The sequence below is a fragment of the Variovorax sp. FW305-3-2-15-B-LB1 genome (assembly GCF_058787635.1).
This window is the reverse complement of the sequence record NZ_JBYSZY010000046.1, coordinates 1-20,403: the sequence shown is the minus strand read 5'-3', so window position 1 is coordinate 20,403 and position 20,403 is coordinate 1. Positions and strand designations below refer to the sequence as shown.

General features: G+C 68.8%; 24 protein-coding genes. 10 read left to right on the top strand and 14 right to left on the bottom strand.

Translation table 11 applies throughout. From position 1 onward, the window contains the following. The first annotated feature begins 10 nt into the window (after nt 1-10). From ftsB to AC3WQR_RS23650, 4 genes are read left to right on the top strand one after another with little or no spacing between them, the layout of a single operon-like run. Nucleotides 11-289, top strand: a complete 279-nt coding sequence (gene ftsB / locus AC3WQR_RS23665) for a cell division protein FtsB (protein WP_070059525.1) — start codon at nt 11-13, stop codon at nt 287-289. Between the two features lie 22 nt (nt 290-311). Beyond that, complete coding sequence (gene pnuC, locus AC3WQR_RS23660; RefSeq protein ID WP_139705619.1) at nt 312-944, top strand: nicotinamide riboside transporter PnuC; 633 nt, start codon at nt 312-314, stop codon at nt 942-944. Next, a complete protein-coding gene (locus AC3WQR_RS23655) occupies nt 941-1,618 on the top strand; it encodes an AAA family ATPase (RefSeq protein ID WP_492696446.1) in 678 nt (225 codons plus the stop codon). The genes pnuC and AC3WQR_RS23655 overlap by 4 nt, the downstream gene beginning before the upstream one ends. A gap of 52 nt (nt 1,619-1,670) precedes the next feature. After that, the gene (locus tag AC3WQR_RS23650) at nt 1,671-2,654 is read left to right on the top strand and encodes a hypothetical protein (protein WP_492744018.1); all 984 of its coding nucleotides are present in this window, start codon (nt 1,671-1,673) and stop codon (nt 2,652-2,654) included. A gap of 9 nt (nt 2,655-2,663) precedes the next feature. Here the strand turns inward: AC3WQR_RS23650 and AC3WQR_RS23645 are convergent, their stop codons facing one another. Then, a complete protein-coding gene (locus AC3WQR_RS23645; protein ID WP_492744016.1) occupies nt 2,664-3,539 on the bottom strand; it encodes an AraC family transcriptional regulator in 876 nt (291 codons plus the stop codon). A gap of 106 nt (nt 3,540-3,645) precedes the next feature. Between AC3WQR_RS23645 and AC3WQR_RS23640 the strand changes: the two genes are divergently transcribed. Both AC3WQR_RS23640 and AC3WQR_RS23635 read left to right on the top strand, forming a co-directional pair. Then, the gene (locus AC3WQR_RS23640) at nt 3,646-4,425 is read left to right on the top strand and encodes an SDR family oxidoreductase (RefSeq protein ID WP_492744014.1); all 780 of its coding nucleotides are present in this window, start codon (nt 3,646-3,648) and stop codon (nt 4,423-4,425) included. Between the two features lie 25 nt (nt 4,426-4,450). Further along, the gene (locus AC3WQR_RS23635; protein WP_492744012.1) at nt 4,451-5,326 is read left to right on the top strand and encodes an NAD(P)-dependent oxidoreductase; all 876 of its coding nucleotides are present in this window, start codon (nt 4,451-4,453) and stop codon (nt 5,324-5,326) included. 12 nt (nt 5,327-5,338) lie between these two features. On the opposite strand, the gene hslO is transcribed toward AC3WQR_RS23635, so the two are convergent. After that, entirely contained in the window at nt 5,339-6,337 is a 999-nt protein-coding gene (gene hslO, locus AC3WQR_RS23630) for an Hsp33 family molecular chaperone HslO (protein WP_070059530.1), read from the bottom strand. Between the two features lie 31 nt (nt 6,338-6,368). Beyond that, the gene (locus tag AC3WQR_RS23625) at nt 6,369-6,893 is read right to left on the bottom strand and encodes a gamma carbonic anhydrase family protein (RefSeq protein WP_070059531.1); all 525 of its coding nucleotides are present in this window, start codon (nt 6,891-6,893) and stop codon (nt 6,369-6,371) included. 39 nt (nt 6,894-6,932) lie between these two features. On the opposite strand from AC3WQR_RS23625, the gene AC3WQR_RS23620 reads away from it, so the two are divergent. Together AC3WQR_RS23620 and AC3WQR_RS23615 are read left to right on the top strand one after the other, a co-directional pair. Then, a complete protein-coding gene (locus AC3WQR_RS23620) occupies nt 6,933-7,745 on the top strand; it encodes a ferritin-like domain-containing protein (protein WP_492744009.1) in 813 nt (270 codons plus the stop codon). Beyond that, nucleotides 7,742-8,422, top strand: coding sequence for a pentapeptide repeat-containing protein (locus AC3WQR_RS23615; protein WP_492744007.1), 681 nt, complete (start codon nt 7,742-7,744; stop codon nt 8,420-8,422). The genes AC3WQR_RS23620 and AC3WQR_RS23615 overlap by 4 nt, the downstream gene beginning before the upstream one ends. Before the next feature lie 12 nt (nt 8,423-8,434). Here the strand turns inward: AC3WQR_RS23615 and AC3WQR_RS23610 are convergent, their stop codons facing one another. The 9 genes from AC3WQR_RS23610 to phnD all read right to left on the bottom strand — a co-directional run bounded on the left by AC3WQR_RS23610 (nt 8,435) and on the right by phnD (nt 16,558). Continuing rightward, nucleotides 8,435-8,887: a MaoC family dehydratase gene (locus AC3WQR_RS23610; protein ID WP_062474638.1), complete on the bottom strand. Its 453-nt coding sequence runs from the start codon at nt 8,885-8,887 to the stop codon at nt 8,435-8,437. Nucleotides 8,888-8,926: 39 nt separating this feature from the next. After that, nucleotides 8,927-10,060, bottom strand: coding sequence for a thiolase family protein (locus tag AC3WQR_RS23605; protein WP_492744005.1), 1,134 nt, complete (start codon nt 10,058-10,060; stop codon nt 8,927-8,929). 94 nt (nt 10,061-10,154) lie between these two features. Continuing rightward, complete coding sequence (locus AC3WQR_RS23600; RefSeq protein ID WP_095947288.1) at nt 10,155-10,736, bottom strand: TetR/AcrR family transcriptional regulator; 582 nt, start codon at nt 10,734-10,736, stop codon at nt 10,155-10,157. A gap of 45 nt (nt 10,737-10,781) precedes the next feature. Then, nucleotides 10,782-11,774: a Bug family tripartite tricarboxylate transporter substrate binding protein gene (locus AC3WQR_RS23595; protein ID WP_487849342.1), complete on the bottom strand. Its 993-nt coding sequence runs from the start codon at nt 11,772-11,774 to the stop codon at nt 10,782-10,784. 44 nt (nt 11,775-11,818) lie between these two features. Then, complete coding sequence (locus AC3WQR_RS23590) at nt 11,819-12,787, bottom strand: Bug family tripartite tricarboxylate transporter substrate binding protein (protein ID WP_492744003.1); 969 nt, start codon at nt 12,785-12,787, stop codon at nt 11,819-11,821. 72 nt (nt 12,788-12,859) lie between these two features. Continuing rightward, nucleotides 12,860-13,963 (bottom strand): iron-containing alcohol dehydrogenase PsrA, encoded by a 1,104-nt coding sequence (gene psrA / locus AC3WQR_RS23585; protein WP_492744001.1) that lies wholly within the window; start codon nt 13,961-13,963, stop codon nt 12,860-12,862. A 62-nt stretch (nt 13,964-14,025) separates the two neighbouring features. Beyond that, nucleotides 14,026-14,844, bottom strand: a complete 819-nt coding sequence (phnE, locus tag AC3WQR_RS23580; RefSeq protein ID WP_139705634.1) for a phosphonate ABC transporter, permease protein PhnE — start codon at nt 14,842-14,844, stop codon at nt 14,026-14,028. Beyond that, entirely contained in the window at nt 14,841-15,698 is an 858-nt protein-coding gene (gene phnC, locus AC3WQR_RS23575) for a phosphonate ABC transporter ATP-binding protein (RefSeq protein ID WP_492743999.1), read from the bottom strand. The genes phnE and phnC overlap by 4 nt, the downstream gene beginning before the upstream one ends. Further along, nucleotides 15,695-16,558 carry a phosphonate ABC transporter substrate-binding protein gene (gene phnD / locus AC3WQR_RS23570; protein WP_062482233.1) on the bottom strand — a complete coding sequence of 288 codons (864 nt, stop codon included), beginning with the start codon at nt 16,556-16,558 and terminating at the stop codon, nt 15,695-15,697. Before phnD ends, phnC begins: the two co-directional genes overlap by 4 nt. Before the next feature lie 250 nt (nt 16,559-16,808). Here phnD and AC3WQR_RS23565 point away from each other — a divergent pair, with 250 nt between their 5' ends. Further along, nucleotides 16,809-17,693, top strand: a complete 885-nt coding sequence (locus tag AC3WQR_RS23565) for a LysR substrate-binding domain-containing protein (RefSeq protein ID WP_062482221.1) — start codon at nt 16,809-16,811, stop codon at nt 17,691-17,693. A 14-nt stretch (nt 17,694-17,707) separates the two neighbouring features. Here the strand turns inward: AC3WQR_RS23565 and xerD are convergent, their stop codons facing one another. Beyond that, complete coding sequence (gene xerD, locus AC3WQR_RS23560; RefSeq protein WP_070059540.1) at nt 17,708-18,622, bottom strand: site-specific tyrosine recombinase XerD; 915 nt, start codon at nt 18,620-18,622, stop codon at nt 17,708-17,710. 67 nt (nt 18,623-18,689) lie between these two features. Beyond that, the gene (locus tag AC3WQR_RS23555) at nt 18,690-19,664 is read right to left on the bottom strand and encodes a tripartite tricarboxylate transporter substrate binding protein BugE (RefSeq protein WP_062482215.1); all 975 of its coding nucleotides are present in this window, start codon (nt 19,662-19,664) and stop codon (nt 18,690-18,692) included. 116 nt (nt 19,665-19,780) lie between these two features. Between AC3WQR_RS23555 and AC3WQR_RS23550 the strand changes: the two genes are divergently transcribed. After that, nucleotides 19,781-20,403 (top strand): AEC family transporter (locus AC3WQR_RS23550; RefSeq protein WP_492743997.1); only part of this gene is annotated, 623 nt, incomplete at its 3' end.

Genomic DNA, 20,403 nt, shown 5'->3' with positions numbered 1-20,403 from the left:
CGCAGCCTGCATGCGCGCGCGCTTCGTCCCTCCTCTCATCCTGGTGCTGCTGCTGGTCATCCTGCAGTGGCAGCTGTGGAACGGGCGCGGCAGCGTGCGCGAGGTCGCCCAGCTGAGGACCCAGCTGGCCGACCAGAAGGACGCCAACGCCAAGGCCGCCCTCAACAACGAGCGGCTGGCGTCCGAAGTCAATGACCTGAAAGACGGCCTCGAGATGGTCGAGGAACGCGCGCGCGCGGAACTCGGCATGGTCAAACCGAACGAAGTCTTCGTGCAGATCGCGCACTGATCCTTTCTTTCGCCGCTTCTCGATGCCAGAGCTTCTCTCGGCCTCCGCCTTTGCGCTGTGGGGTTCTCCCGTCACCTGGCTCGAACTCGTCGCCGCCGTGCTCGCGCTCGCGATGGTCGGCTGCAACATGCGCGAGATCCACTGGGGCTGGCCGCTGGCGATCGTCAGCTCGCTGCTCTACGTGGTGGTGTTCGCCAACGCACGCATCTACGGCGACGCCTCCCTTCAAGTCTTCTTTGCCTTCGTCGCCCTGTGGGGCTGGGCGCAATGGCTGCGCGGCTTTCGCGCCGACGGCAGCGCCTTGCGGGTCAGCCGGCTGTCGCCGCGCGGTACCGCGTACGCCCTCCTGGCCTGCGCCATTGCGTGGCCCGTGGTCGCCCTCTTCCTGCGTCGCTTCACCAACACCGACGTGCCCTGGTGGGACGGCTTCGTCACCGGCCTGAGCCTGGTCGGGCAGTTCCTGCTCGGACGCAAGTTCATCGAGAACTGGCTCATCTGGCTGGCCGTGAACGTGGTCAGCGTGGGCCTGTTCATCCACAAGGGCCTGTGGCTCACGACAGCGCTGTACGCGGTGTTCGCCGTGCTCAGCGTGGCCGGCTTCCTGGCATGGCAGCGACGCCTGCCGAAGGCCACGACGAAGGCGGTGCCGGCATGACGCCGAACCTGCCGACCGGCTGCGTCATCGCGCTCGTGGGTGCCGAGAGCACGGGCAAGACCGAGCTCTCGCGCGCCATCGCACAGCGCCTGCAGGACCGCGGCACGCCCGTCACGCTGGTGGGCGAGTACCTGCGCGAATGGTGCGAGCGCGAAGGCCGCACACCGCGCCCCGACGAGCAACAGGCCATCGCCGACGAACAGAGGCGCCGCATCGACGCGGCTGCCACCACGGGCGTGGTGGTGGCCGACACCACGGCGCTCATGACGGCGGTCTACAGCGAGCAGCTGTTCGCCGACACCTCGCTGTACGACAGCGCCCTGGCCGCGCAACGGCGCTATGCCATCACGCTGCTCACCGCGCTCGACCTGCCCTGGGTGGCCGACGACATGCGCGACGGCCCGCATGCGCGCCAGCCGACCGACACGCTCGTGCGCGCCGCGCTCTCGCGCGCGGGGCTCTCGTACGCCGTGGTGCACGGCAGCGGCGGCGAACGGCTGGCGAACGCATGGAATGCGATCAACACCATCGCCGGCAACGAAGGCCGTGCCCGCACGCGCACCCGCCGCGATGCGAAGCCCGCCTCGTGGACATGGCCTTGCGAGAAGTGTTCCGACCCGGAATGCGAACATAAGCTCTTCAGCGACCTGATGGCGCGCCGCGACCCGTCCTGAGCCTTTCGGTTCGCAGGTGCTCGCGCGCCCTCTCCCCTTCACCGGAGACCCGATGCCCGTTTCGATTGCTGCGCGCCTTGCCCCGCGCGCTCCCGCCGCCGCTTTCCTCGCCCTGCTGCTGACCGCCGGCGCTGCTTCTGCAGCGCCCGTGGCGGCCACCGTCGAGAACGCCACCACTCCCACGGCCTGCGCCGAGGAAGACAACGTGTCGATGGTGCTGCGCGGCGACGGTATCCGCCACATGCGCATCGAAGCGCTGCAGCCCAGCTACCTCAGCAGCATCGGCAACGACGTCACCGCGCCCGATTTCTCGGGCTGCAATTTCGACGGCGGCGCCCACCCCACCGACCCGGCGCACCGCTTCAAGAAGCGCACCGTCGTGCTGCTCGACAACGCGCAGTGGCGCATCGTCGGCATGACGCTGCCGACCTTCTGGCGCCCGGCGCGCGTGCCGGTGCAGGTCGGCGCGCGCCACGACCGCGGCTTTCACCTGCTGCAGGTGTTCAAGAAGGAAAACGGCAAGGCGCTTGAGGCCATCGTGCTCTACCCGTCCGACGGCTACTGGCGCCTCAAGCCGCTGCCCGAGGCGCGCTTCGGCGACGGTGTGTACGGCTCGTCGTTCCTGCTCGGCCCGGTCGTTCAGGCCGGGCGGCCGGTGGTGAACATCGCGTCGATCCGCGTCGTGCCGAAGCCCCTCGCCATCCACCTGCGCTTCACCGACGGCGGCAGCGCCGTGGCGCGCGTGACCGAGATCAGCCGCACCCGCACCGCGCTCGACGTGACGCTCTCCAAGCCCACAGCCAGCGCCAAGCAACCCTTCGCGGTGCTGCGCTCGATGTACGTGGCCCCCGACAACGCCGACATGAGCGAGGTGCGCTGGCAGGCCTCGCCGCAGGCGGCCGAACAGGCGCTGCCGCTGCCCGAGGTGAAGACGCTGAACGCCACGCAGGTGCGCTTCGGCCGCAGCCTGCCCTCCAAGCACAACACGAGCGCGCCCGACATCGCATTCGGCGGCTTCGACGACGAAGCCCACTGACCACCAGCTTCAGGCCGTGCGCCGCACCTCGCCGGGCGTGAGGCCCAGCACGCGGCGCATGCAGCGCGCCATGTGGCTCTGGTGCGAGAAGCCGCTCTCGAGCGCCACGAGGCTCGCGGGCATCTCGCTGTTCAGCAACAGGCTGCGCGCACGGTCGACGCGGCGGTGCACCACGTAGGCATGCACCGCCTGGCCGGTGGAGCGCTTGAACTGCGTCTTCAGGTGCGAGGCACTCAGGCCCGCGACCTCGGCCAGCGCGGCCAGCGACAGGTCGCCGTCCAGGTGCGCCTCGATGAACTCCGTGACACGCTTCAGCTGCAGCCGCGTCAGCCCCTGCGCGGGTGACGGCGCCACCTGCGGGCCGGCCGCGATCAGCTGCACCGCGAGCGCGGTGCCCAGGCTGTCGGTGTAGAGCCGGCCGTTGGGAAAGCCCGCGCGCCGCTCGGCGTCGAGTGCCCAGGCGATGTACTCGATCTGCGGGTCGCGGAACTGGTGGCGCTCGCCGAGCACCGCGCGCTCGGCCGGCAGGCCCATCTCGTCGGCCGTGCGCACCAGCAGCGCGGGCGCCATGCGCACCACGACCGAAGTGCTCGGCGACTCTTCATGCCAGATGTCGGTGCTGCCGGCCGGCAGGATGTCGAGGTCGCCGCGCGTGTAGAGAAAGCGGTGGAACTGGCAGGCGCCTGCCACCGGCGCGCCCGCGTGCAGCTTGAGGCGGTGGTCGGGCAGCGCCTCGTAGCCGACCACGCCGCCGGGGGTCTGGCGCACGTCGACGCGCAGGCTGTCGGTGGCGGGCGGCGCGACGAAGCTGTCGGCCGACAGCGCCACCTCGGACGCCGCACCACCGTGCCCGTGCAGATCGGTGTCCAGGTCGGTATCGCTCATCGAAACATTATGGGCCGCGAGCGGCGCGCTTGCCGTCGGCCGTTTGTGCTCCCCCACGGCCGAACGTGCGCGACCGAAAGCCGTGCGATCCGGATCATCGGCGGCCATGAACACCACACCCCACACTCCCTACGCAGGCAAGAAAGCCGTCATCACCGGAGGTACCCTCGGCATGGGCCTGGCCACCGCGCAGGCGCTGCTCGACGGCGGCGCCGACGTGCTCGTGACCGGCCGCAATCCGCAGAACCTGGAGGCCGCGCGCCGCGTGCTCAGCCCGCGCGCACATGTGCTGGCATCCGACACGGCCTCGCTGGCCGACATCGATGCACTGGCCGCCACGGTGCGCGAGCGCTTCGGCCGCATCGACCTGCTGCACATCAACGCGGGCATCTCGTCGCTCGAGCCCTTCGAACAGGTGACCGAGGCCGGCTACGACCGTGCCTTCGCGGTCAACACCAAGGGTCCGTTCTTCACCGTGCAGCGTCTGGCGCCGCTGATGCCCGCGGGCAGCGCGATCGTCTTCACCTCGTCCATCGCGGACGAAGGCGGCATGCACGGCATGAGCGTCTACAGCGCCACCAAGGCCGCGCTGCGCTCGATGGCCTCGGGCTTCGCGGCGGAGCTGGTGACACGCGGCATCCGCGTGAACGTAGTGAGCCCCGGCTTCATCGACACACCCACGCTCGGCGTGACCGACGCGAGCGCCGAGGAGCGCGCCGAGTTCATGCGCCTGGGCGACCAGATCACGCCGATGCGGCGCCACGGCACCTCGGCCGAAGTGGCGCGCGCAGTGCTGTTCTTCGCCTTCGAGGCGACCTTCACGACGGGCGCCCGACTCACCGTCGATGGCGGGCTGGGCCAGGGCCTGACGCCGGCTGCCGCTTGATCCGATCTCTCACCAAGGACCTCACATGACCGACGTTTCCCTCATCGGCCTCGGCCCCATGGGCATCGCCCTCGCACGCGCCCTTCAATCGTCGAAGTTCACGCTGACGGTGTGGAACCGCACCGCCGAGCGCGCAAAGCCCCTCCTGAACCAGGGCACGGTGCTCGCACCGACAGCTCTGGCCGCCGTGCAGGCGAGCCCCGTCGTGCTGGTCTGCGTGGCCGACTACCCGGCGTCGCGCGCCATCCTCGCCGCACCCGGCGTTCACGACGCACTGCGCGGCAAGGTGCTGGTGCAGCTGAGCACCGGCACGCCGCAGGACGCGCGCGACGACTGGGCCGCGCTCAGCGGCGTGGCGTACCTCGACGGCGCCCTGCTCGCCACGCCGGGGCAGATCGGCCGACCCGACACGCCGCTCTTCATCTCCGGCGAAGCACGCGCCCTCGCCGCCTGCCGGCCGCTGCTCGAAGCCATCGCCGGCAACATCCAGCACATGGGCGAGCCGATCGGCAACGCCGCGGCCTGGGACCTGGCCACGCTCTCGTGCATGTTCGGCGCGATGAGCGGGTTCTTTCACGGCGTGCGCATCTGCGAAGCCGAAGGGCTGCCGGTGGACGGGTTCTCGCAGATGATCGGCGCGATCTCGCCGGTGCTCGGCGAAATGATCCAGGCCGAGGGCGAGGCGATCCACGCCGGCCGGTACGGCGAGCCCGAGAGCTCGATGGCCACCTGCGCGGGATCGGGCCGGCTGTTCGTGAAGCAGGCGCGCGAGGCGCAGCTCGACGCGGGCTTTCCGGATTTCCTGATGGGGCAGTTCGAGCGAGCGCTGCGCGCGGGCCTGGGCAACGAGCGCCTGGCCGCGATGGTCAAGGTGCTGCGGCAGCCGCCGCAGCCCGCTTGAACCGCGTCGCGCTTACTGGACGACCGGGCTGCCCGGCAGCTGGTCGCCCAGCGGCTTGAACAGCTGCGCGGTATCGACCGCGTCGAAGCGGTACTGCTTGCCGCAGAAGTCGCAGCCGACCTCGATGTCGCCGCGCTCGGCGAGGATTTCCTCGGCCTCTTCCACGCCGAGCCCGCGGATCATCTGCGCCACGCGCTCGCGGCCGCAGGTGCAGGCGAAGTGCGGGCCCAGCAGGCCCGCCTGCGGTTCGAAGCGCAGCAGCTTCTCTTCCCAGAACAGGCGGCGCAGGATGGTCTCGACGTCGAGCGTGAGCAGCTCGTCGCGCGTGAGGCTCGACGCGAGGATCGAGATGCGGTTGTATTCCTCGTTGCGGCCGATCTGGTCCTGGTGCGCCTCGTCGTGCACCTGCTGCGAGGTGCCTTCGAGGTTGCCCTCGCCCTTGATGGGCAGGCGCTGGATCAGCAGGCCGGCCGCCACCTTGTCGTCGGCGGCGAGCACCAGCGTGGTGTCGAGCTGTTCGCTTTGCAGCATGTAGTGCTGCAGCACGTCGCTGAGCTTACCCAGCTTCTGGCCGTCGTCGCCGAACAACGGCACGACGCCCTGGTACGGCGTGGTGCCGGGCAGCTTGTCTTTCGGGTCGAGCGTGATGGCGCAGCGGCCCTTGTTGTTCACGTTGACCATGTCGGGCAGGCGCGCGTCGGCCGGCAGATCGCCGATCACCTTGGCGGTGGCGCGCAGGCTCAGGTCGGGCTTGGCCTCGGCCACGGCCACCTTCACGGGGCCGTCGCCGAAGATCTGCAGGATGAGTGCGCCGTTGAACTTGATGTTGGCCTGCATCAGCGTGGCCGCGGCCGTCATCTCGCCCAGCAGCTCGGCCACGGGCGGCGGGTAGGCGCCGGTGGCGGTGTTGGAGGCGCGCCGCGCAAGGATCTCCTGCCACGCATCCGTCAGGCGCACGATCATGCCGCGCACCGGCAGGCCATCGAACAGGAATTTGTGCAGCTCGCTCAAAACGGAATCTTTCTCTGTGTGCCTGCGCGGGTCAGGCGATTTTTTTCAGGCCCTTCGCGAAGCGATGGGCGTTTTCTACGTAGTGCTCCGCACTCTGGCGCAGCTTGGCGGCGGCGGCATCGTCGAGCGTGCGCACCACCTTGGCGGGCGAGCCGATGATGAGGGAGTTGTCGGGAAACTCCTTGCCCTCGGTCACGACGCTGCCGGCGCCAACGATCGAATTGCGGCCGATCTTGGCGTTATTCAAGACCACCGCCTGGATGCCGATCAGCGAGTTGTCGCCGATGGTGCAGCCGTGCAGCATCACCTGGTGCCCCACCGTCACGTTGTCGCCGATGGTCAGCGGGCAGCCGATGTCGGCGTGCAGCACCGACAGGTCCTGGATGTTGCTGTTGCGCCCGATGGTCAGCACCTCGGTGTCGCCGCGCAGCACGGCGCCGAACCAGACGCTCGCGTTCTCGGCCAGTTCGACATTGCCCATGACCTGGGCGCTGTCCGCGACCCATGCGCCTTCGCCAAGGCGCGGTGCAATGCCATCCAATTCGTAAATCGCCATCGTGGTTGTCTCCGGAGGGGCAAAACTAGAATTGTAGGGATGCACCCCCGATTGAGCGCGCTGGCCGCGCTGCGCCTGACAGACCCCGACGACAAGGTGGCCGCCACGCGCGCCACGGCTGCACAGGCAGCTACCATTTCCATAGCACTCGAGCCCCTGCGCACGCCCGGCGACGATGAAGGCGTGCCCGGCCGCCCCGAGCGCCCGCTGCGCGTGGCCGCCACCGCCGTGCAAAAGCGCTCGCCCTTCACGCCCGAAGGCCGCGCCGCGCTGATCCATTCGATCTGCCACATCGAGTTCAACGCCATCAACCTCGCGCTGGACGCCGTGTGGCGCTACGACGGCATGCCCGAGGCCTACTACCGCGACTGGCTGCGCGTGGCCGACGAGGAGGCGCAGCACTTCACGCTGCTGCACACGCACCTGCAGGGCATGGGCTGGCGCTACGGCGACTTTCCGGGCCATGACGGCCTGTGGAACATGTGCGAGAAGACCAAGGACGACGTGCTCGCCCGCATGGCGCTGGTGCCGCGCACGCTCGAGGCGCGCGGGCTCGACGCCACGCCGCTGATCCAGTCCAAGCTCAAGCGCGTGAACACGCCCGACGCGCTGCGTGCCGTGGAAATCCTCGACATCATCCTGCGCGACGAAGTGGGCCACGTGGCCATCGGCAACCACTGGTACCGCTGGCTGTGCGAGCGCGCCGGGCTCGACGCCGAAGCCAACTACCCGGCCCTGGTGGCGCGCTACGACGCGCCGCGCCACAAGCCGCCTTTCAACCTCGAAGCACGCGGCCGGGCGGGCTTCAGCCCCGCAGAGCTGCGCGCGCTGACCGAGTCCCGCCCCGAATGACCGAAGTGATTTCCGACCAGACCTGGTCACGCGCCGAGCTGCAGGCCTGCCTGCAGGGCCGCGACACGCCGCCGCATTTCGAACGCTGCCATTTCGACGAGGCCGACCTGTCGCGCCTCGATCTGCGCGGCGCGCAGTTCACGCTGTGCAGCTTCGCCGAAACCTCGTTCGAGCGCGCGCAGCTGGCGGACACGCGCTGGGTCGGCTGCCGCGCGCGCCAGGCCGACTTCGGCCTGGCCGACCTCACGAACGCGCGCTTCCAGGATTGCGACCTGAACAACACGCAGTGGGCGCGCGCCAAGCTGCCCTCGGCGCTCTTCACGGGCGTGAAGCTCACGGGCGCGCACCTCGGCGAGGTGTCGGCGCTGGGCGTCGCGTTCAAGGACTCGTTGCTGATCGACGCGCACCTGCGCGGCCTGTCGTTCCGCAAGCAGACGCTCGCGCAGCTCGACCTGTCGGAGGCCGACCTGTCGGGCTGTGATTTCCGCGAGACCATCTTCGAAGGCGGCAGCTTGCGCAACGCGCACCTGAAGCTCGCGCGCTTCGAAGGCGCCGACCTGCGCGACGTGGACCTGGGCGGCCTGCGGCTGGCCAACGCTGCGCCGTTCAAGGGCGCGACCATCTCCCACCGGCAGGCCGCCGCGCTGGTCGAGGAACTGGGCCTGCGCGTCGTCTGAATCGCCCGAGGATCAGGACGTCGCGGTGCGGCTGTGCACCACCAGCTTCGGCGTGAAGTACTGAAGCACCTCGCCGCGCTGGTTGCGCGTCTGGCAGCGCATCGAGACCATCGCGCGGCCGGGCTTGGAGCGCGAGGGCGTGATGTCGACCACCTCGCTCACCACATGCAGCACGTCGCCGGGCCGCGTGGGCTTGGGCCATTGCAGCTCGCCGCCCGAGCCGATGATGCCGTCGGCCAGCGGGATGCCGCTGTCGACCAGCAGCTTCATCGTGAGCGCCGCCGTATGCCAGCCGCTCGCGGCCAGCCCGCCGAAGAAGGTGTTCTTGGCGGCCTCTTCGTCGGTGTGGAAGGGCTGCGGGTCGAACTGCTGCGCGAAGGCCTTAATCTGCGCCGCGTCGAGCAGGTGTTCGCCGCTCTGGAAACGGTCGCCGACCTTCAGGTCTTCGAGATACAGCTTGTCCATGGAAGTCTCCTTGTTGCGTTGCCCGTCATTCTCGGGCGATCAGACGCGCTCGAGGATGGTGGCGATGCCCTGCCCGCCGCCGATGCATTGCGTGGCGAGCGCATAGCGGCCGTTCTCGCGCGCCAGCAGCGCCGCCGCCTTGCCCGTGATGCGCGCGCCGGTCGCACCCAGCGGGTGGCCGATGGCCAGGCCGCCGCCGTCGAGGTTCACCTTTGCCGGGTCGAGCCCGAGGTCGCGGATGCAGGCCAGCGCCTGCGACGAGAAGGCCTCGTTGATCTCGACCACGTCGAGGTCGGCCGCGCCCAGGCCCGCGCGTGCGAGCGCCTTGCGCGTGGCGGGAATCGGGCCGATGCCCATGACGGCCGGGTCCACGCCCACGGTCGCGAACGAGCGGATGCGCGCCAGCGGCTTCAGGCCGTGCTTCGCGGCGAAGGCATCGCTGGTGACCAGCACCACGGCCGCACCGTCGGTCAGCGGCGACGAGGTGCCCGCCGTGACCACGCCGTCGGGGCGGAACGCGGGCTTGAGGTTGGCCAGCGCCTCGGCCGAGGTCGAGGGGCGGATGCAGCCGTCGGCATCGACCACCTCGCCGGAGGCCAGGCGCACCGGCACGATCTCGCCGGCGAGACGGCCCTGCGCACGCGCCTCGGCCGCCTTGCGGTGCGACTCGACGGCCAGCGCCTCCTGGTCGGCGCGGCTCACGTTCCAGCGCTGCGCGACGTTCTCGGCCGTCTCGCCCATCGAGATGTAGGCATCAGTGTTCGCCAGCAGCTCGGGACTGGGCGAGAAGTTGAAGCCGCCCTGCGGCACCATCGTCATCGACTCCACGCCCACGCACAGGAAGGCGTCGCCCATGCCCGCCTCGATCTGTGCGGCGGCGATGTGCACCGCCTGCATCGACGAGCCGCAGAAGCGGTTCACCGTCATGCCGCCCACCTCGTGCGGCAGCCCGGCCAGCAGCCCGACGATGCGCGCCAGGTTGTTGCCCTGCGACGCCTCGGGGTAGGCGCAGCCCAGGATGATGTCCTCGAGCAGCGCGGGGTCGAGGTCGGTGCGCTGCAGCAGGCCCCGCACCACGCCGGCGGCGAGCGTGTCGGGGCGCACTTCGGCCAGCGCGCCCTTCCTGGCGAAGTGGAACGGGGAACGGGCGTAGGCGGAAATCACGGCTTTCATGGGAACACTCCTTGGAGAAAAACTACCTTCCAATCGGTAGGCTTCGGGGTTCAAAAAAAGGCACGTCCGGCGTGCCCGTGGTGAAACGGATCGGTCAGTCCAGCGGCAGCGCGCGCCGCAGTTGGGCGATGGCGTCGTCGAAGTCTTCGACGCGGCCCGTCATGCGCGACGCGAGCAGCGCGCCCTGGCACGACGAGAACACGAAGGCCGCGAGCGAGGCCACGGGGTTGTCCTTCTGCGCCTGCGCCGGCACCAGCGCGCCGAGCACGCCCGTGAGCCACATCACCTGCGTGTTGCGCAGGGCCTGCACGGCCTGGCGCAGGTCTTCGTTGATGCAGTCCCAGCCCGGCGCCAGCGCGCCCGCCGGGCACAGGCCCGAGCCGGCCTTCAGTGTGTTGCGGTACATGCGGAAATAGGATTCGAGCGCGTCCTTGGGCTCGCGCGCGCGCGCCGCCACCCAGTCTTTGAAGCCCTGCGTGGCGCCCTGGATCACCGCGATGCCCAGCGCTTCCTTGGTGGGAAAGTGGTGGTACAGGCTCGCCTTGCGCACACCCACCGCATTGGCCACGTCCTGGAAGCTGAAGCCCAGGTACGAACGGGTTTCGATGAGCCCGCGCGCCACCGCGAGGATCTGATCGCGGGTGCCGCCGGGGGCCAGGGTGGAAGCGTCGTGCATCTACCTACTATAAGGTAGGCAATCTCGCCCCTGCAAGCGCCGGGGTCAATCGGCCTTGATGCCCGCGGCCTTCACGATGCGGCCGTTGCTTTCGAACTCGCTGGCGATTTCCTTGGCGAAGGCGGCCGGCGTGCCTGGGGCGGGCACGTTGTCGGTGGCCGTGAGCTTGGCGCGCAGCTCGGGGCTGGCGAGCGCCTTGTTGATCTCGGCGTTGTACTTCGCGACCAGCGCCGCTGGCGTGCCCGCGGGCGCGAACACGCCGAACAGCGAATGGATGTTGGCCGCGCTGTAGCCCAGCTCGGCCAGCGTGGGCACCTGCGGCAGGCTCTCGAGCCGCGCGGGCGCACCGGCCGCCAGCGGGCGCAACTTGCCCGACTGGATGTGCGCCGACAGCGTCGGGCTGGCGTTGGTCGACAGGATCTCGAACTGCCCGCTCAGCGCATCGTTGAGCTGCTGGCCGCCGCCCTTGTACGGCACGTGCGTGATGTCCACGCCGGCCGTCGCGCGCACCTGTTCGAGCACGATGTGCCCGAGCGAGGCCGGCCCCGACGTGGCCCAGCGCACTGCGCCGGGCTGCGCCTTGGCTTCGGCAATCAGCGCACGGAAGTCCTTCGCCTTGCTGGCCGGCGTGGCCACCAGCAGCACGGGCGAATACATCACGCTGGCCACCGGCACGATGTCCTTCAGCGGGTCGAACGGCAGCTTGCCCAGGTGCGGGCTCAGCACCAGCGGACTGATGGCCGAGAAGCCCAGCGTCGCACCGTCGGGCGCGGCCTTGGCCACGGCGTCCATGCCGATGGCGCCGCTCGCGCCCGCGCGGTTGTCGACGATCACCGTGGTGCCCAGCTGCACGGCGAGCCGGTCGCCGAGCGCGCGGGCGACCACGTCGCTCACGCCGCCCGCCGGGTAAGCCACGATGAGCCGCACGGTGCGCGGCACGGCCTGCGCATGCGCGCCGCTGGCCGCGCACAGCGCCGCGGCGGCGAGCAGCCGGGTCGTGGTGCGGCGCGAAGGCTTGGAGGCGGCGAGGAAGTTCATGGTGTCGATGAAAGGCATGCGTCGAGGAGAAGAAGAAAGATCGGTCAGTCCAGCTGCAGCTTGCGCTCGCGGATCAGCTTGGACCACTTCTCATTGTCCGCCTTGACGAAAGCCGCAAAGGCCGCCGGGCCGAGCGGATGCACCTCGGCGCCGGCCGTCGCGAACTTGGCCTTGATCTCGGGCGTGGCCAAGGCCTTGGCGAGTTCACTCGACAGGCGATCGACCACCTCCTTGGGCATGTTGGCGGGACCGACCAGGCCCTGGAAGCCGACCGCCTCCATGCCTGCGAGGCCCAGCTCCTTCACCGTCGGCACGTCGGGCAGTTGCGGGTCGCGCATGGGGCCGGTCACGGCCAGTGCCTTGAGCTTGCCGCCCTTCACCTGCGGCAGCAGCACGCTGCCCGCGTCGATGAGGATCTGCGTCTGCCCGCCGAGCAGGTCCTGCACCGCAGGCGCGCTGCCCTTGTACGGCACGTGCGTCATGTCCAGGCCCGTCACCTGGTTCATGAGCTCGCCGTTCAGGTGTGTCGAAGTGCCGTTGCCGCCCGAAGCAAAGTTGACCTTGCCGGGCTGGCCCTTGGCCCACGCCACGAACTCCTTGAGGTTCTTTGCCGGATGGTCAGGCCGCGTCACGGCGATGTAGCTGCCCTGGCTGATCTGGCCGATGTAGGTGAACTGCTTGATGGGGTCGTACGGCGGCTTGCTCTGCAGGTACGGCGCGATCGCGAAGGGGCCGGTGTTGGCCAGCAGCAGCGTGTAGCCGTCGGCCGGCTGGCGCGTGAGTTCCGTCGCCGCGATCATGCCGCTGGCGCCCGGCTTGTAGTCGACCACCAGCTGCTGCTTGAGCGCTTCCTGCAGCGGCACCTGCACCGTGCGCGCCGCGAAGTCGATGCCGCCGCCGGGCGGGTAGCCGACGATCAGGCGGATGGGCTTGGCGGTGGGATAGCCCTGGGCCATGGCGAGGCCGGCGGTCGTGGCCAGTGCGAGGCCGGTGCAGAGTCTGCGAAGGTTCATGGATGTCTCTCGATGTCTCTTGAATAAGAGCATCCATTTTGAAACATCGCCGGACCTCCGGCTCGCACCTGCTCAGGCTTCCTGCGCCTCCACGTCGTTGCCGATGAAGTTGCGCCCGCGCGCCCCGCCCTGCGCATGGCGCAGCATCTCGCGCGCCTCGTCCTCGCCCACGCCGTAGTCGGCGAAGCGCGTCTTCACGCCCAGCGATTCGATGAAGGCCGCGAGCTGCGCCGGTGCCTCGGCCAGCGGCATGCGCAGCGCCTGCGCCAGCACCGCATCGCGGTCGGGCCGGCGGCCGATGGCCCGCGCCAGCACCATCGGCAGCGGGAACGAACAGGCGATGCCGTGCGGCAGGCCGTAGCGCAGCGTCATCTCGTACGAAATGGAATGCGCGAGCGCGGTCTTGGTGTTGGAGAACGCCATGCCGGCCTTCAATGCCGCCAGCGCCATGCGCCCACGCAGTTCGACGTCGTCGAGCCGGGCCATGAGCTGCGGCAGCACCTCCAACGTGTCCTGCACGGCCGCCACGGCGAAGGTGTCGGACATCGGATTGGCGTTGACATTCCAGATCGCCTCGAGCGCATGCGACAGCGCATCGAGCCCACTCTGGAGCGTGACCGCCGCGGGCAGCGACAGCATCAGCTCGGGATCGACGATGGCATGGCTCGGCCAGGTCTGCGGCAGGTGCAGCGAGTATTTCTTCTGGCGCTCGCGGTCCCAGATGGTGGCCCAGGGCGTGACCTCGCTGCCGGTGCCGGCCGTGGTGGGCACCGCGATGAGCGTCTTGTGGCGCGTGGCCACGAAGGGCCGTTCTCCCGCGAGCCCCGCCACCAGATCGGCGAAGCGCCCGTGGTCGTCGGCCACCATCAGCGCCTTCGCCGTGTCGATGGCGCTGCCGCCGCCGACCGCGACGATCACCTCCACGTCGGCATGCGTGCGCCAGAACCATTCGTAGGTCTCGGCCAGTTCCGCCACGTCGGGGTTGGGCCGCGTCTGGTCGAGCGTGCAGGCCAGCGCGTCGCCGAGCACCGACGACAGCCGGTCGAGCAGGCCCAGCGCGCGCGCCTCGGGAAAGGTCACCAGCGCGGCGCGCCGGCCTTCGAGCAGCTTCGGCAGGGACAGCAGGGCCCCTGCCCCGTACACGCTGTGCACGGGGTTGTGGTAGTTGGCGCTCATGGAGGGGTTTCTTCAGGAGGCGGCCAAAGCCGCGGAGACAGACGCGAGGAGCGATCGAGTCATCAGCGCGCGCCCTGCTGGATCCAGCCGCGCAGCCGGGTCGAGAGGTAGTCGGCCGTCATGACCATCACGACGATCACCAGGATGCAGGTGGCCGTGTCCTGGTACTGGAACAGCTTCATGCTGCCCACGAGCTCGAAGCCGATGCCGCCCGCGCCCACCATGCCCAGCACCGTGGCCTGGCGCAGGTTGGTCTCGAAGCGGTAGACGATCACGCCGATCCACGCGGTGACCACCTGCGGAATCACGCCGAAGATGATGGTCTGGATCGGTCCCGCGCCAGTGGCGCGCAGCGCTTCGATCGGGCCCTGGTCGATCTCCTCGATCGACTCGGCGAAGAACTTGCCGAGCATGCCCGCGCCATGCAGCGCCAGCGCCAGCACGCCGGGGAACGGACCGAGGCCAACGGCCGCCACGAAGATCAGCGCCAGGATGATCTCGTTGATGCCGCGCGTGATGTTCAGCACCTGCCGCATCGCGTGGAACACGGCGACGTTCGGCGAGATGTTGCGCGCCGCGAAGAAGCACAGCGGCACCGCGAGGATCACCGCCAGCAGCGTGCCCCACAGCGCGATCTGTACGGTCTCGATGGCCGGCTTCACGAGCTTGCCCATGAACTCCCAGTTGGGCGGCAGCATGCGCCCGAGGAAGTCGGCGATCCAGGGCATGCCCTTGCCGAGTTCGCTGAAGCTCACCTGGCTGCCGATGGCCGCCCACCAGAGCACGCCGATGCCGGCGAGCACGGCCACGGCGTATTTCCACCAGCCGGGGTTGCCGGCGCTCTTGGCGATCAGCAGGTTGTAGCGTCCGAGGGCGATCATGATTGCTCCATGGCGAGTTGCGGGGCGGTGCGCACCGGCGCCGCATGAAGTGCGGTGGCGGGCACGCTCGGCGTTGCGGTGTCGGGCTCTGCGCCCGCAGCGGCGGCGTCGGTGCCCTCTTCCACGCCACCCGGATAGATGAGGTGCAGCACCTCGTCGGTCAGCTCGTCGGGTCGGCCTTCGAACACGATGCGTCCGGCCGCCACGCCGATCACGCGCTGTGCGAACTCGCGGGCGTAGTCGACCTGGTGCAGGTTGCAGATCACCGTGATGCCGTCCTGCCGGCTGGCCTGCTTCAGGTAGTTGAGCACCTTGCGCGAGGTCTTCGGGTCGAGGCTGGCCACGGGCTCGTCGGCCAGGATCACCTTGGGCTTTTGCGCCAGCGCGCGGGCGATGCCCACGCGCTGCTTCTGCCCGCCCGAGAGCGTGTCGGTGCGCAGGTCGGCCTTGGGGTCGAGCTCGACGCGGCGCAGGCATTCGCGGGCGATGGCGATGTCCTTCGCGGGGAACACCTGGAACCACGACAGGAGCGCGGGCATCGAACCGAGCCGCCCCGTCAGCACGTTCTTGAGCACCGACAGGCGCGGCACCACGTTGTAGTGCTGGAAGATCATCGCCACGTCGCGGCGGACCTTGCGCAGCCCGGCGCGGTCGCCGCGCGAGCGCTCGCCGTCCACATGGATCTCGCCTTCGCTCGGCTCGGCCAGGTGGTTGATGCAACGCAGCAGCGTCGACTTGCCCGCGCCCGACGCACCGAGGATGACGACGAACTCACCCTTGGCCACCGTGAGGTCCACACGGTGGAGCGCAGTGAAGTCGCCGTAGCGCTTGCACAGCCCGCGGATTTCGATCATTTCATCTTCCTCAGGTCGAGGTTCAACACCTTGGCCGTGTCGCGGATGATGTTGTAGGCCGCGTCGTTGGTCGGGTGGAAACCGTTGAGCAGGCCCTGGTCGGACCAGGGGATGTCCTTCACCTGCAGGAAAGCGGCCTGCACGCGCGTCTTGAGGTCGGCGGGCAGGTCCTTGCGCCACACGGTGGGCGACTCGGGGATCGGGTCCGACTTCCAGACCTCGACCAGGTCTTCGCGCTTGACCAGGCCCTTGGACACCGCGGCATCGAGGATGCGGTCGGCGATGGCCGCGGCATCGACCTTCTTGTTCTGCACCGCGATCGCGCTCGAGTCGTGCGAGCCCGAGAAGATCACGCGGCCGAAATCCTTGTCGGGGTTGAAGCCCGCCTTCAGCAGGCCGGCCTTCGGGAACAGATGGCCCGAGGTGGAGCTCGGGTCGACGAAGGCGAAGGTCTTGCCCTTGAGGTCGGCCACCGTCTTGATGCCGGTGTCCTTGTGGGTCACGATCTGGCTGTGGTATGAGGTGCGCCCGGCCTTCTTGGTCTCCGCCACCGCGAAGGCCTCGATGTCGGCCACCGTGGTGCCCAGCACATACGAGAAGGGGCCGAGGTAGGCCACGTCGAGCCGCTTGGAACGCAGCGCTTCGATCACGCCGTTGTAGTCGGCCGCCACGAAGGGCTTGACCGCGAAACCGAGGGCCTTGGACAGCATGTCCATCATGGCCTGGCTGTTGGCAATCATGGCGCGCGAGTCCTCGGAAGGAATCAGCCCGACAGTGAGAACCTGCTGTGCCCGTGCCATCGGCACGAAGGCGGACGCTGTCACGGCGGCAGTGCCGAGCAGCAGCTTTCTACGCTTCATCATGGTTGTCTCCAGTGGTCTGCGTTGCATGGAATCCTCAGGTCGTTTCGAAGGGCAAAAGTACCCGTCTCGAGTCTTCCAGTCGTGCGTGTCATGGTCATGACAACGCGAGGATTCGGGACGTCCGGCGTGTTTCTGTCGAGGCCTGGTCCGTCTTGATCGCGAGTACATCACTGGTACTCATATCGATCAAATTCAAATTTTTTCGATGATCTATATACTGAACCTATAGATCAGAAAGGCTCCCGCGATGCGCCTCACCCAGCTGCGTTCCTTCTATGCCGTGGCCCGCGAAGGCAGCTTCACGCGGGCCGCCGAGCACCTGCATGTGAGCCAGCCCACCATCACCACGCAGGTGCGCTTTCTCGAAGAGGCCTACCAGGTCGAGCTCTTTCACCGGCGCGGCCGGCGCGTGCAGCTCACCGAGATCGGCGAGCAGCTCATGCAGCTGGCGCAACAGATCTTCAGCCTCGAAGGCGATGCGGTGGCGCTGCTCGGCGACGCCGGCAAGCTGCGCACCGGCCACCTGCGCGTGGCGGCCGTGGGCCCGTACCACGTGACCAAGATGCTGGTCGACTTCAGCCTGCGCTACCCCGACGTGAAGGTCACGGTGAGCACCGGCAATTCACAGGACGTGCTCGACCGCCTGCTCGACTACAGCGCCGACGTCGGCGTGCTCGCACAGCTGGTGCGCGACGACCGCTTTCTGTCGGTGCCCTTCAGCCAGCACCCGGTCGTGATGTTCGTGCCCTCCACGCACCGCTTCGCGAAGCGGCGCAACATCCGGCTCGCAGAGCTGCAGGGCGAACGGCTCATCCTGCGCGAACAAGGATCGACCACGCGCAAGGCGCTCGAACTGGCGCTCGCGAAAGCCAAGGTCGAGGTCGACGTGGTGATGGAGATCAGCAGCCGCGAAGTGATCCGCGAAGCCGTGGCGCAAGGCCTGGGCATCGCGGCCGTGTCAGGCGTGGAGTTCGTGCCGGGGCCCAACCTGCACATGGTCGGCTTCAGCGACACCGAAATTTTCACCTACGCCCACGTGCTGTGCCTGGCCGAGCGGCGCGAGATGCGCATGGTGAGCGCCTTCTACGACACGCTGGTGCCCGCCATCGAGGCGCGCAAGCGCAAGAGCTGAGAACGAAGGCTGCGTCAGCCGCGCGGATGGTGCGCCGCGTGCAGCTGCTTCAGGCGCTCGCGCGCCACGTGCGTGTAGATGGTGGTGGTCGAGATGTCGGCGTGGCCCAGCAGCAGCTGCACCGCGCGCAGGTCGACGCCATGGTTCAGCAGGTGCGTGGCGAATGCGTGGCGCAGCGTGTGCGGCGACAGCGGCACATGGATGCCTGCCGCGGCCGCCTGCTTCTTCACGATGACCCAGAACATCACGCGCGTCATGCCCGCGCCGCGCGCGGTCACGAACAGGTCGGGCGTCTGCTGGCCGTCGAGGATCACGGGGCGCGACTCGTCGAGGTAGCGCTCGATCCAGCGCCGCGCCTCGCCGCCGAAGGGCACGAGGCGTTCCTTGTTGCCCTTGCCGAGCACGCGCAGCACGCCATCGTTCAGGCTCATGTCGATGGCCTTCAGGGCGACCAGCTCGCTCACGCGCAGGCCGCTCGCGTACATCAGCTCCAGCATCGCACGGTCGCGCAGGCCGAGCGGGCTCTCGACATCGGGTGCGGCCAGCAGGTCGTCGACCTGCTTCTCGGACAGCGTCTTGATCGCGCGCGGCATCTGGCGCGCGGGCATGAGGCGGATGCTCGGGTCGGCCGTGATGCGGCGCTCGCGCAGCGCCCAGCGGTAGTAGCGCTTGAACACCGTGAGTCGCCGGTTCGCCGACGTCGCCTTGCCCTTGGTGGACAGGCGCACGCCCATGTAGGCCTGCAGGTCGGTCTCGCGCGCGGCATCCAGCCCCATGCCGCCGCGCTGCTCGCGCAGCCACTGTGCGAACAGCGCGAGGTCGCGGCGGTAGGCGGCCAGCGTGTTCTTCGACAGCCCGTCCTCGAGCCAGAGGGCATCGATGAAGGTGTCGATGTCGGCGGTGGGGGGAGCGGCGGCGGCCTCGGTCATGCGGTGCAAGATAACAAAAGAAAAAGCCGCCCGGAACGCGGGCGGCTTTTATTGGGAGCGAAGCCGGTCAGTCGAGCTTGAGGTTCTGCTTCTTCACGACCTGCTTGTACACGTCGAACTCGGCCTTGATCTGCGCGGCGAACTGGTCGGGCGTGTTGGCCACGATCAGCGAGCCCGTGTCTTCGATGCGCTTCTTCACGGCCGGATCTTCCACCGCCTTCTTCACGCCGGCGTTGATCTTGTCGACCACTTCCTTCGGCAGGCCCTTGGGGCCGAGGATGCCGTAGTAGGCCATGCGGTTGACCGGCTCCAGGCCGACTTCCTTGAAGGTCGGCACGTTCGGCAGGCCCGCCACGCGTTGCGGCGCCGACACCACGATCGGCACCAGGCGGCCGCTCTGGATGAAGGGCATCGCCGAGGGCAGGTTGTCGAAGATGATCGGCACCTGGCCGGCCACCACGTCGTTCAGCGCCGGGCCCGCACCGCGGTACGGGATGTGCGTGACGAAGGTGGTGGTCAGGCTCTTGTACAGCTCCATCAGCAGGTGGCCGATGCCGCCCGTGCCCGACGAGGCGTACGAATACTTGCCCGGGTTCTTCTTCAGCTCGGCCACGAACTCGGCGTAGTTCTTGGCCGGGAAGCTCGGGTTCACGGCGATCACGTTCGGCGTGGCCGCGATGTTGATGATCGGCGTGAAGTCGGTGATCGGGTCGTACGGCGTCTTCGGGTTGATGGCCGGGTTGGCGGCGGTGCTCGACACCGTGGCCACGCCCAGCTTGTAGCCGTCGGCCGGCGCGCGCGCGGTTTCGGCCGCACCCACGATGCCGCCGCCACCGGCGCGGTTGATCACCACCACCGGCTGGCCCAGCACCTTGCCCAGCGGGTCGGCGATCACGCGTGCCACGATGTCCGTCGTGCCGCCGGGTGCGAACGGCACGCTCAGTTCGACCGGCTTGGTGGGATAGCCCTGCGCGAAACTCTGGCCTGCCACTGTGACCAGCGCGGCAGCGCCCACGAACGCGCTCCATTGACGACGTTGCATCGATAACTCCTTGACTTGACGGAACCGGCCGGGGCGGCCGGAAAAAAGCGAAGCCCGGATGCTAGCGGGTCGGGGCTTTCCGTCATGCTGTGGAATACCCACGGTTGTGCCGGTTTATGCTCGAAGCGGTGAACTACGCGCAGCTGCTCTTCCCCGATTTCTCCCTCATCGCCATCGGCTGGCTCCTGTGCCGCTACACCGCGCTCGACCGCCGCGTGTGGGACCAGGTCGAGAGCCTGGTGTATTACTTTCTATTTCCCGTCCTGCTGTTCCATTCGATCGTGCGCAGCCCGCTCGACTTCGGTGCGACTTCGAGCCTCCTGACCGCGGGCGTCGGCGTCGGGCTGGCCGGCATCGCGATGGCGTATGCCCTGCCCTTCGTGCCGGGCCTGCGCACGCACATCGACCGGCACGACCACGCCGCCAGCGCGCAGATCGCGTTCCGCTTCAACTCCTTCATCTGCCTGGCGCTGGCCGAGCGGCTGGCCGGGCCCGAAGGCCTGCTGTTGATCGCGGTGCTGATCGGTGTGTGCGTGCCGATGTTCAACATCGCCGCCGTGTGGCCGATGACGCGGCATGCGCAGACGGGCTTCGTGCGGCAGCTGGTGCGCAATCCGCTGATCGTGGCGACGCTGGCGGGGCTGCTGGCCAATGTGCTGGGGCTCACGGTGCCTGGCTGGTTGACGCCGACGCTCACGCGGATCGGGGCTGCGTCGCTGGCGTTGGGGCTGCTGGCGGC

Excerpts from the sequence above, each read along its gene's own strand:
- AC3WQR_RS23600 (WP_095947288.1), bottom strand. The coding sequence starts at position 10,736 with ATGCACGACGCTTCCACCCTGGCCCCCGGCGGCACCCGCGATCAGATC.
- AC3WQR_RS23635 (WP_492744012.1), top strand. The coding sequence starts at position 4,451 with ATGACCGACGTTTCCCTCATCGGCCTCGGCCCCATGGGCATCGCCCTC.
- AC3WQR_RS23590 (WP_492744003.1), bottom strand. The coding sequence starts at position 12,787 with ATGAACCTTCGCAGACTCTGCACCGGCCTCGCACTGGCCACGACCGCC.
- AC3WQR_RS23610 (WP_062474638.1), bottom strand. The coding sequence starts at position 8,887 with ATGGACAAGCTGTATCTCGAAGACCTGAAGGTCGGCGACCGTTTCCAG.
- AC3WQR_RS23625 (WP_070059531.1), bottom strand. The coding sequence starts at position 6,893 with ATGGCGATTTACGAATTGGATGGCATTGCACCGCGCCTTGGCGAAGGC.
- phnD (WP_062482233.1), bottom strand. The coding sequence starts at position 16,558 with ATGAAGCGTAGAAAGCTGCTGCTCGGCACTGCCGCCGTGACAGCGTCC.
- phnE (WP_139705634.1), bottom strand. The coding sequence starts at position 14,844 with ATGATCGCCCTCGGACGCTACAACCTGCTGATCGCCAAGAGCGCCGGC.
- pnuC (WP_139705619.1), top strand. The coding sequence starts at position 312 with ATGCCAGAGCTTCTCTCGGCCTCCGCCTTTGCGCTGTGGGGTTCTCCC.
- phnC (WP_492743999.1), bottom strand. The coding sequence starts at position 15,698 with ATGATCGAAATCCGCGGGCTGTGCAAGCGCTACGGCGACTTCACTGCG.
- AC3WQR_RS23555 (WP_062482215.1), bottom strand. The coding sequence starts at position 19,664 with ATGCAACGTCGTCAATGGAGCGCGTTCGTGGGCGCTGCCGCGCTGGTC.
- AC3WQR_RS23605 (WP_492744005.1), bottom strand. The coding sequence starts at position 10,060 with ATGAAAGCCGTGATTTCCGCCTACGCCCGTTCCCCGTTCCACTTCGCC.
- AC3WQR_RS23645 (WP_492744016.1), bottom strand. The coding sequence starts at position 3,539 with ATGAGCGATACCGACCTGGACACCGATCTGCACGGGCACGGTGGTGCG.
- xerD (WP_070059540.1), bottom strand. The coding sequence starts at position 18,622 with ATGACCGAGGCCGCCGCCGCTCCCCCCACCGCCGACATCGACACCTTC.
- AC3WQR_RS23620 (WP_492744009.1), top strand. The coding sequence starts at position 6,933 with ATGCACCCCCGATTGAGCGCGCTGGCCGCGCTGCGCCTGACAGACCCC.
- AC3WQR_RS23640 (WP_492744014.1), top strand. The coding sequence starts at position 3,646 with ATGAACACCACACCCCACACTCCCTACGCAGGCAAGAAAGCCGTCATC.
- AC3WQR_RS23595 (WP_487849342.1), bottom strand. The coding sequence starts at position 11,774 with ATGAACTTCCTCGCCGCCTCCAAGCCTTCGCGCCGCACCACGACCCGG.
- AC3WQR_RS23655 (WP_492696446.1), top strand. The coding sequence starts at position 941 with ATGACGCCGAACCTGCCGACCGGCTGCGTCATCGCGCTCGTGGGTGCC.
- AC3WQR_RS23565 (WP_062482221.1), top strand. The coding sequence starts at position 16,809 with ATGCGCCTCACCCAGCTGCGTTCCTTCTATGCCGTGGCCCGCGAAGGC.
- AC3WQR_RS23650 (WP_492744018.1), top strand. The coding sequence starts at position 1,671 with ATGCCCGTTTCGATTGCTGCGCGCCTTGCCCCGCGCGCTCCCGCCGCC.
- psrA (WP_492744001.1), bottom strand. The coding sequence starts at position 13,963 with ATGAGCGCCAACTACCACAACCCCGTGCACAGCGTGTACGGGGCAGGG.
- AC3WQR_RS23615 (WP_492744007.1), top strand. The coding sequence starts at position 7,742 with ATGACCGAAGTGATTTCCGACCAGACCTGGTCACGCGCCGAGCTGCAG.
- ftsB (WP_070059525.1), top strand. The coding sequence starts at position 11 with ATGCGCGCGCGCTTCGTCCCTCCTCTCATCCTGGTGCTGCTGCTGGTC.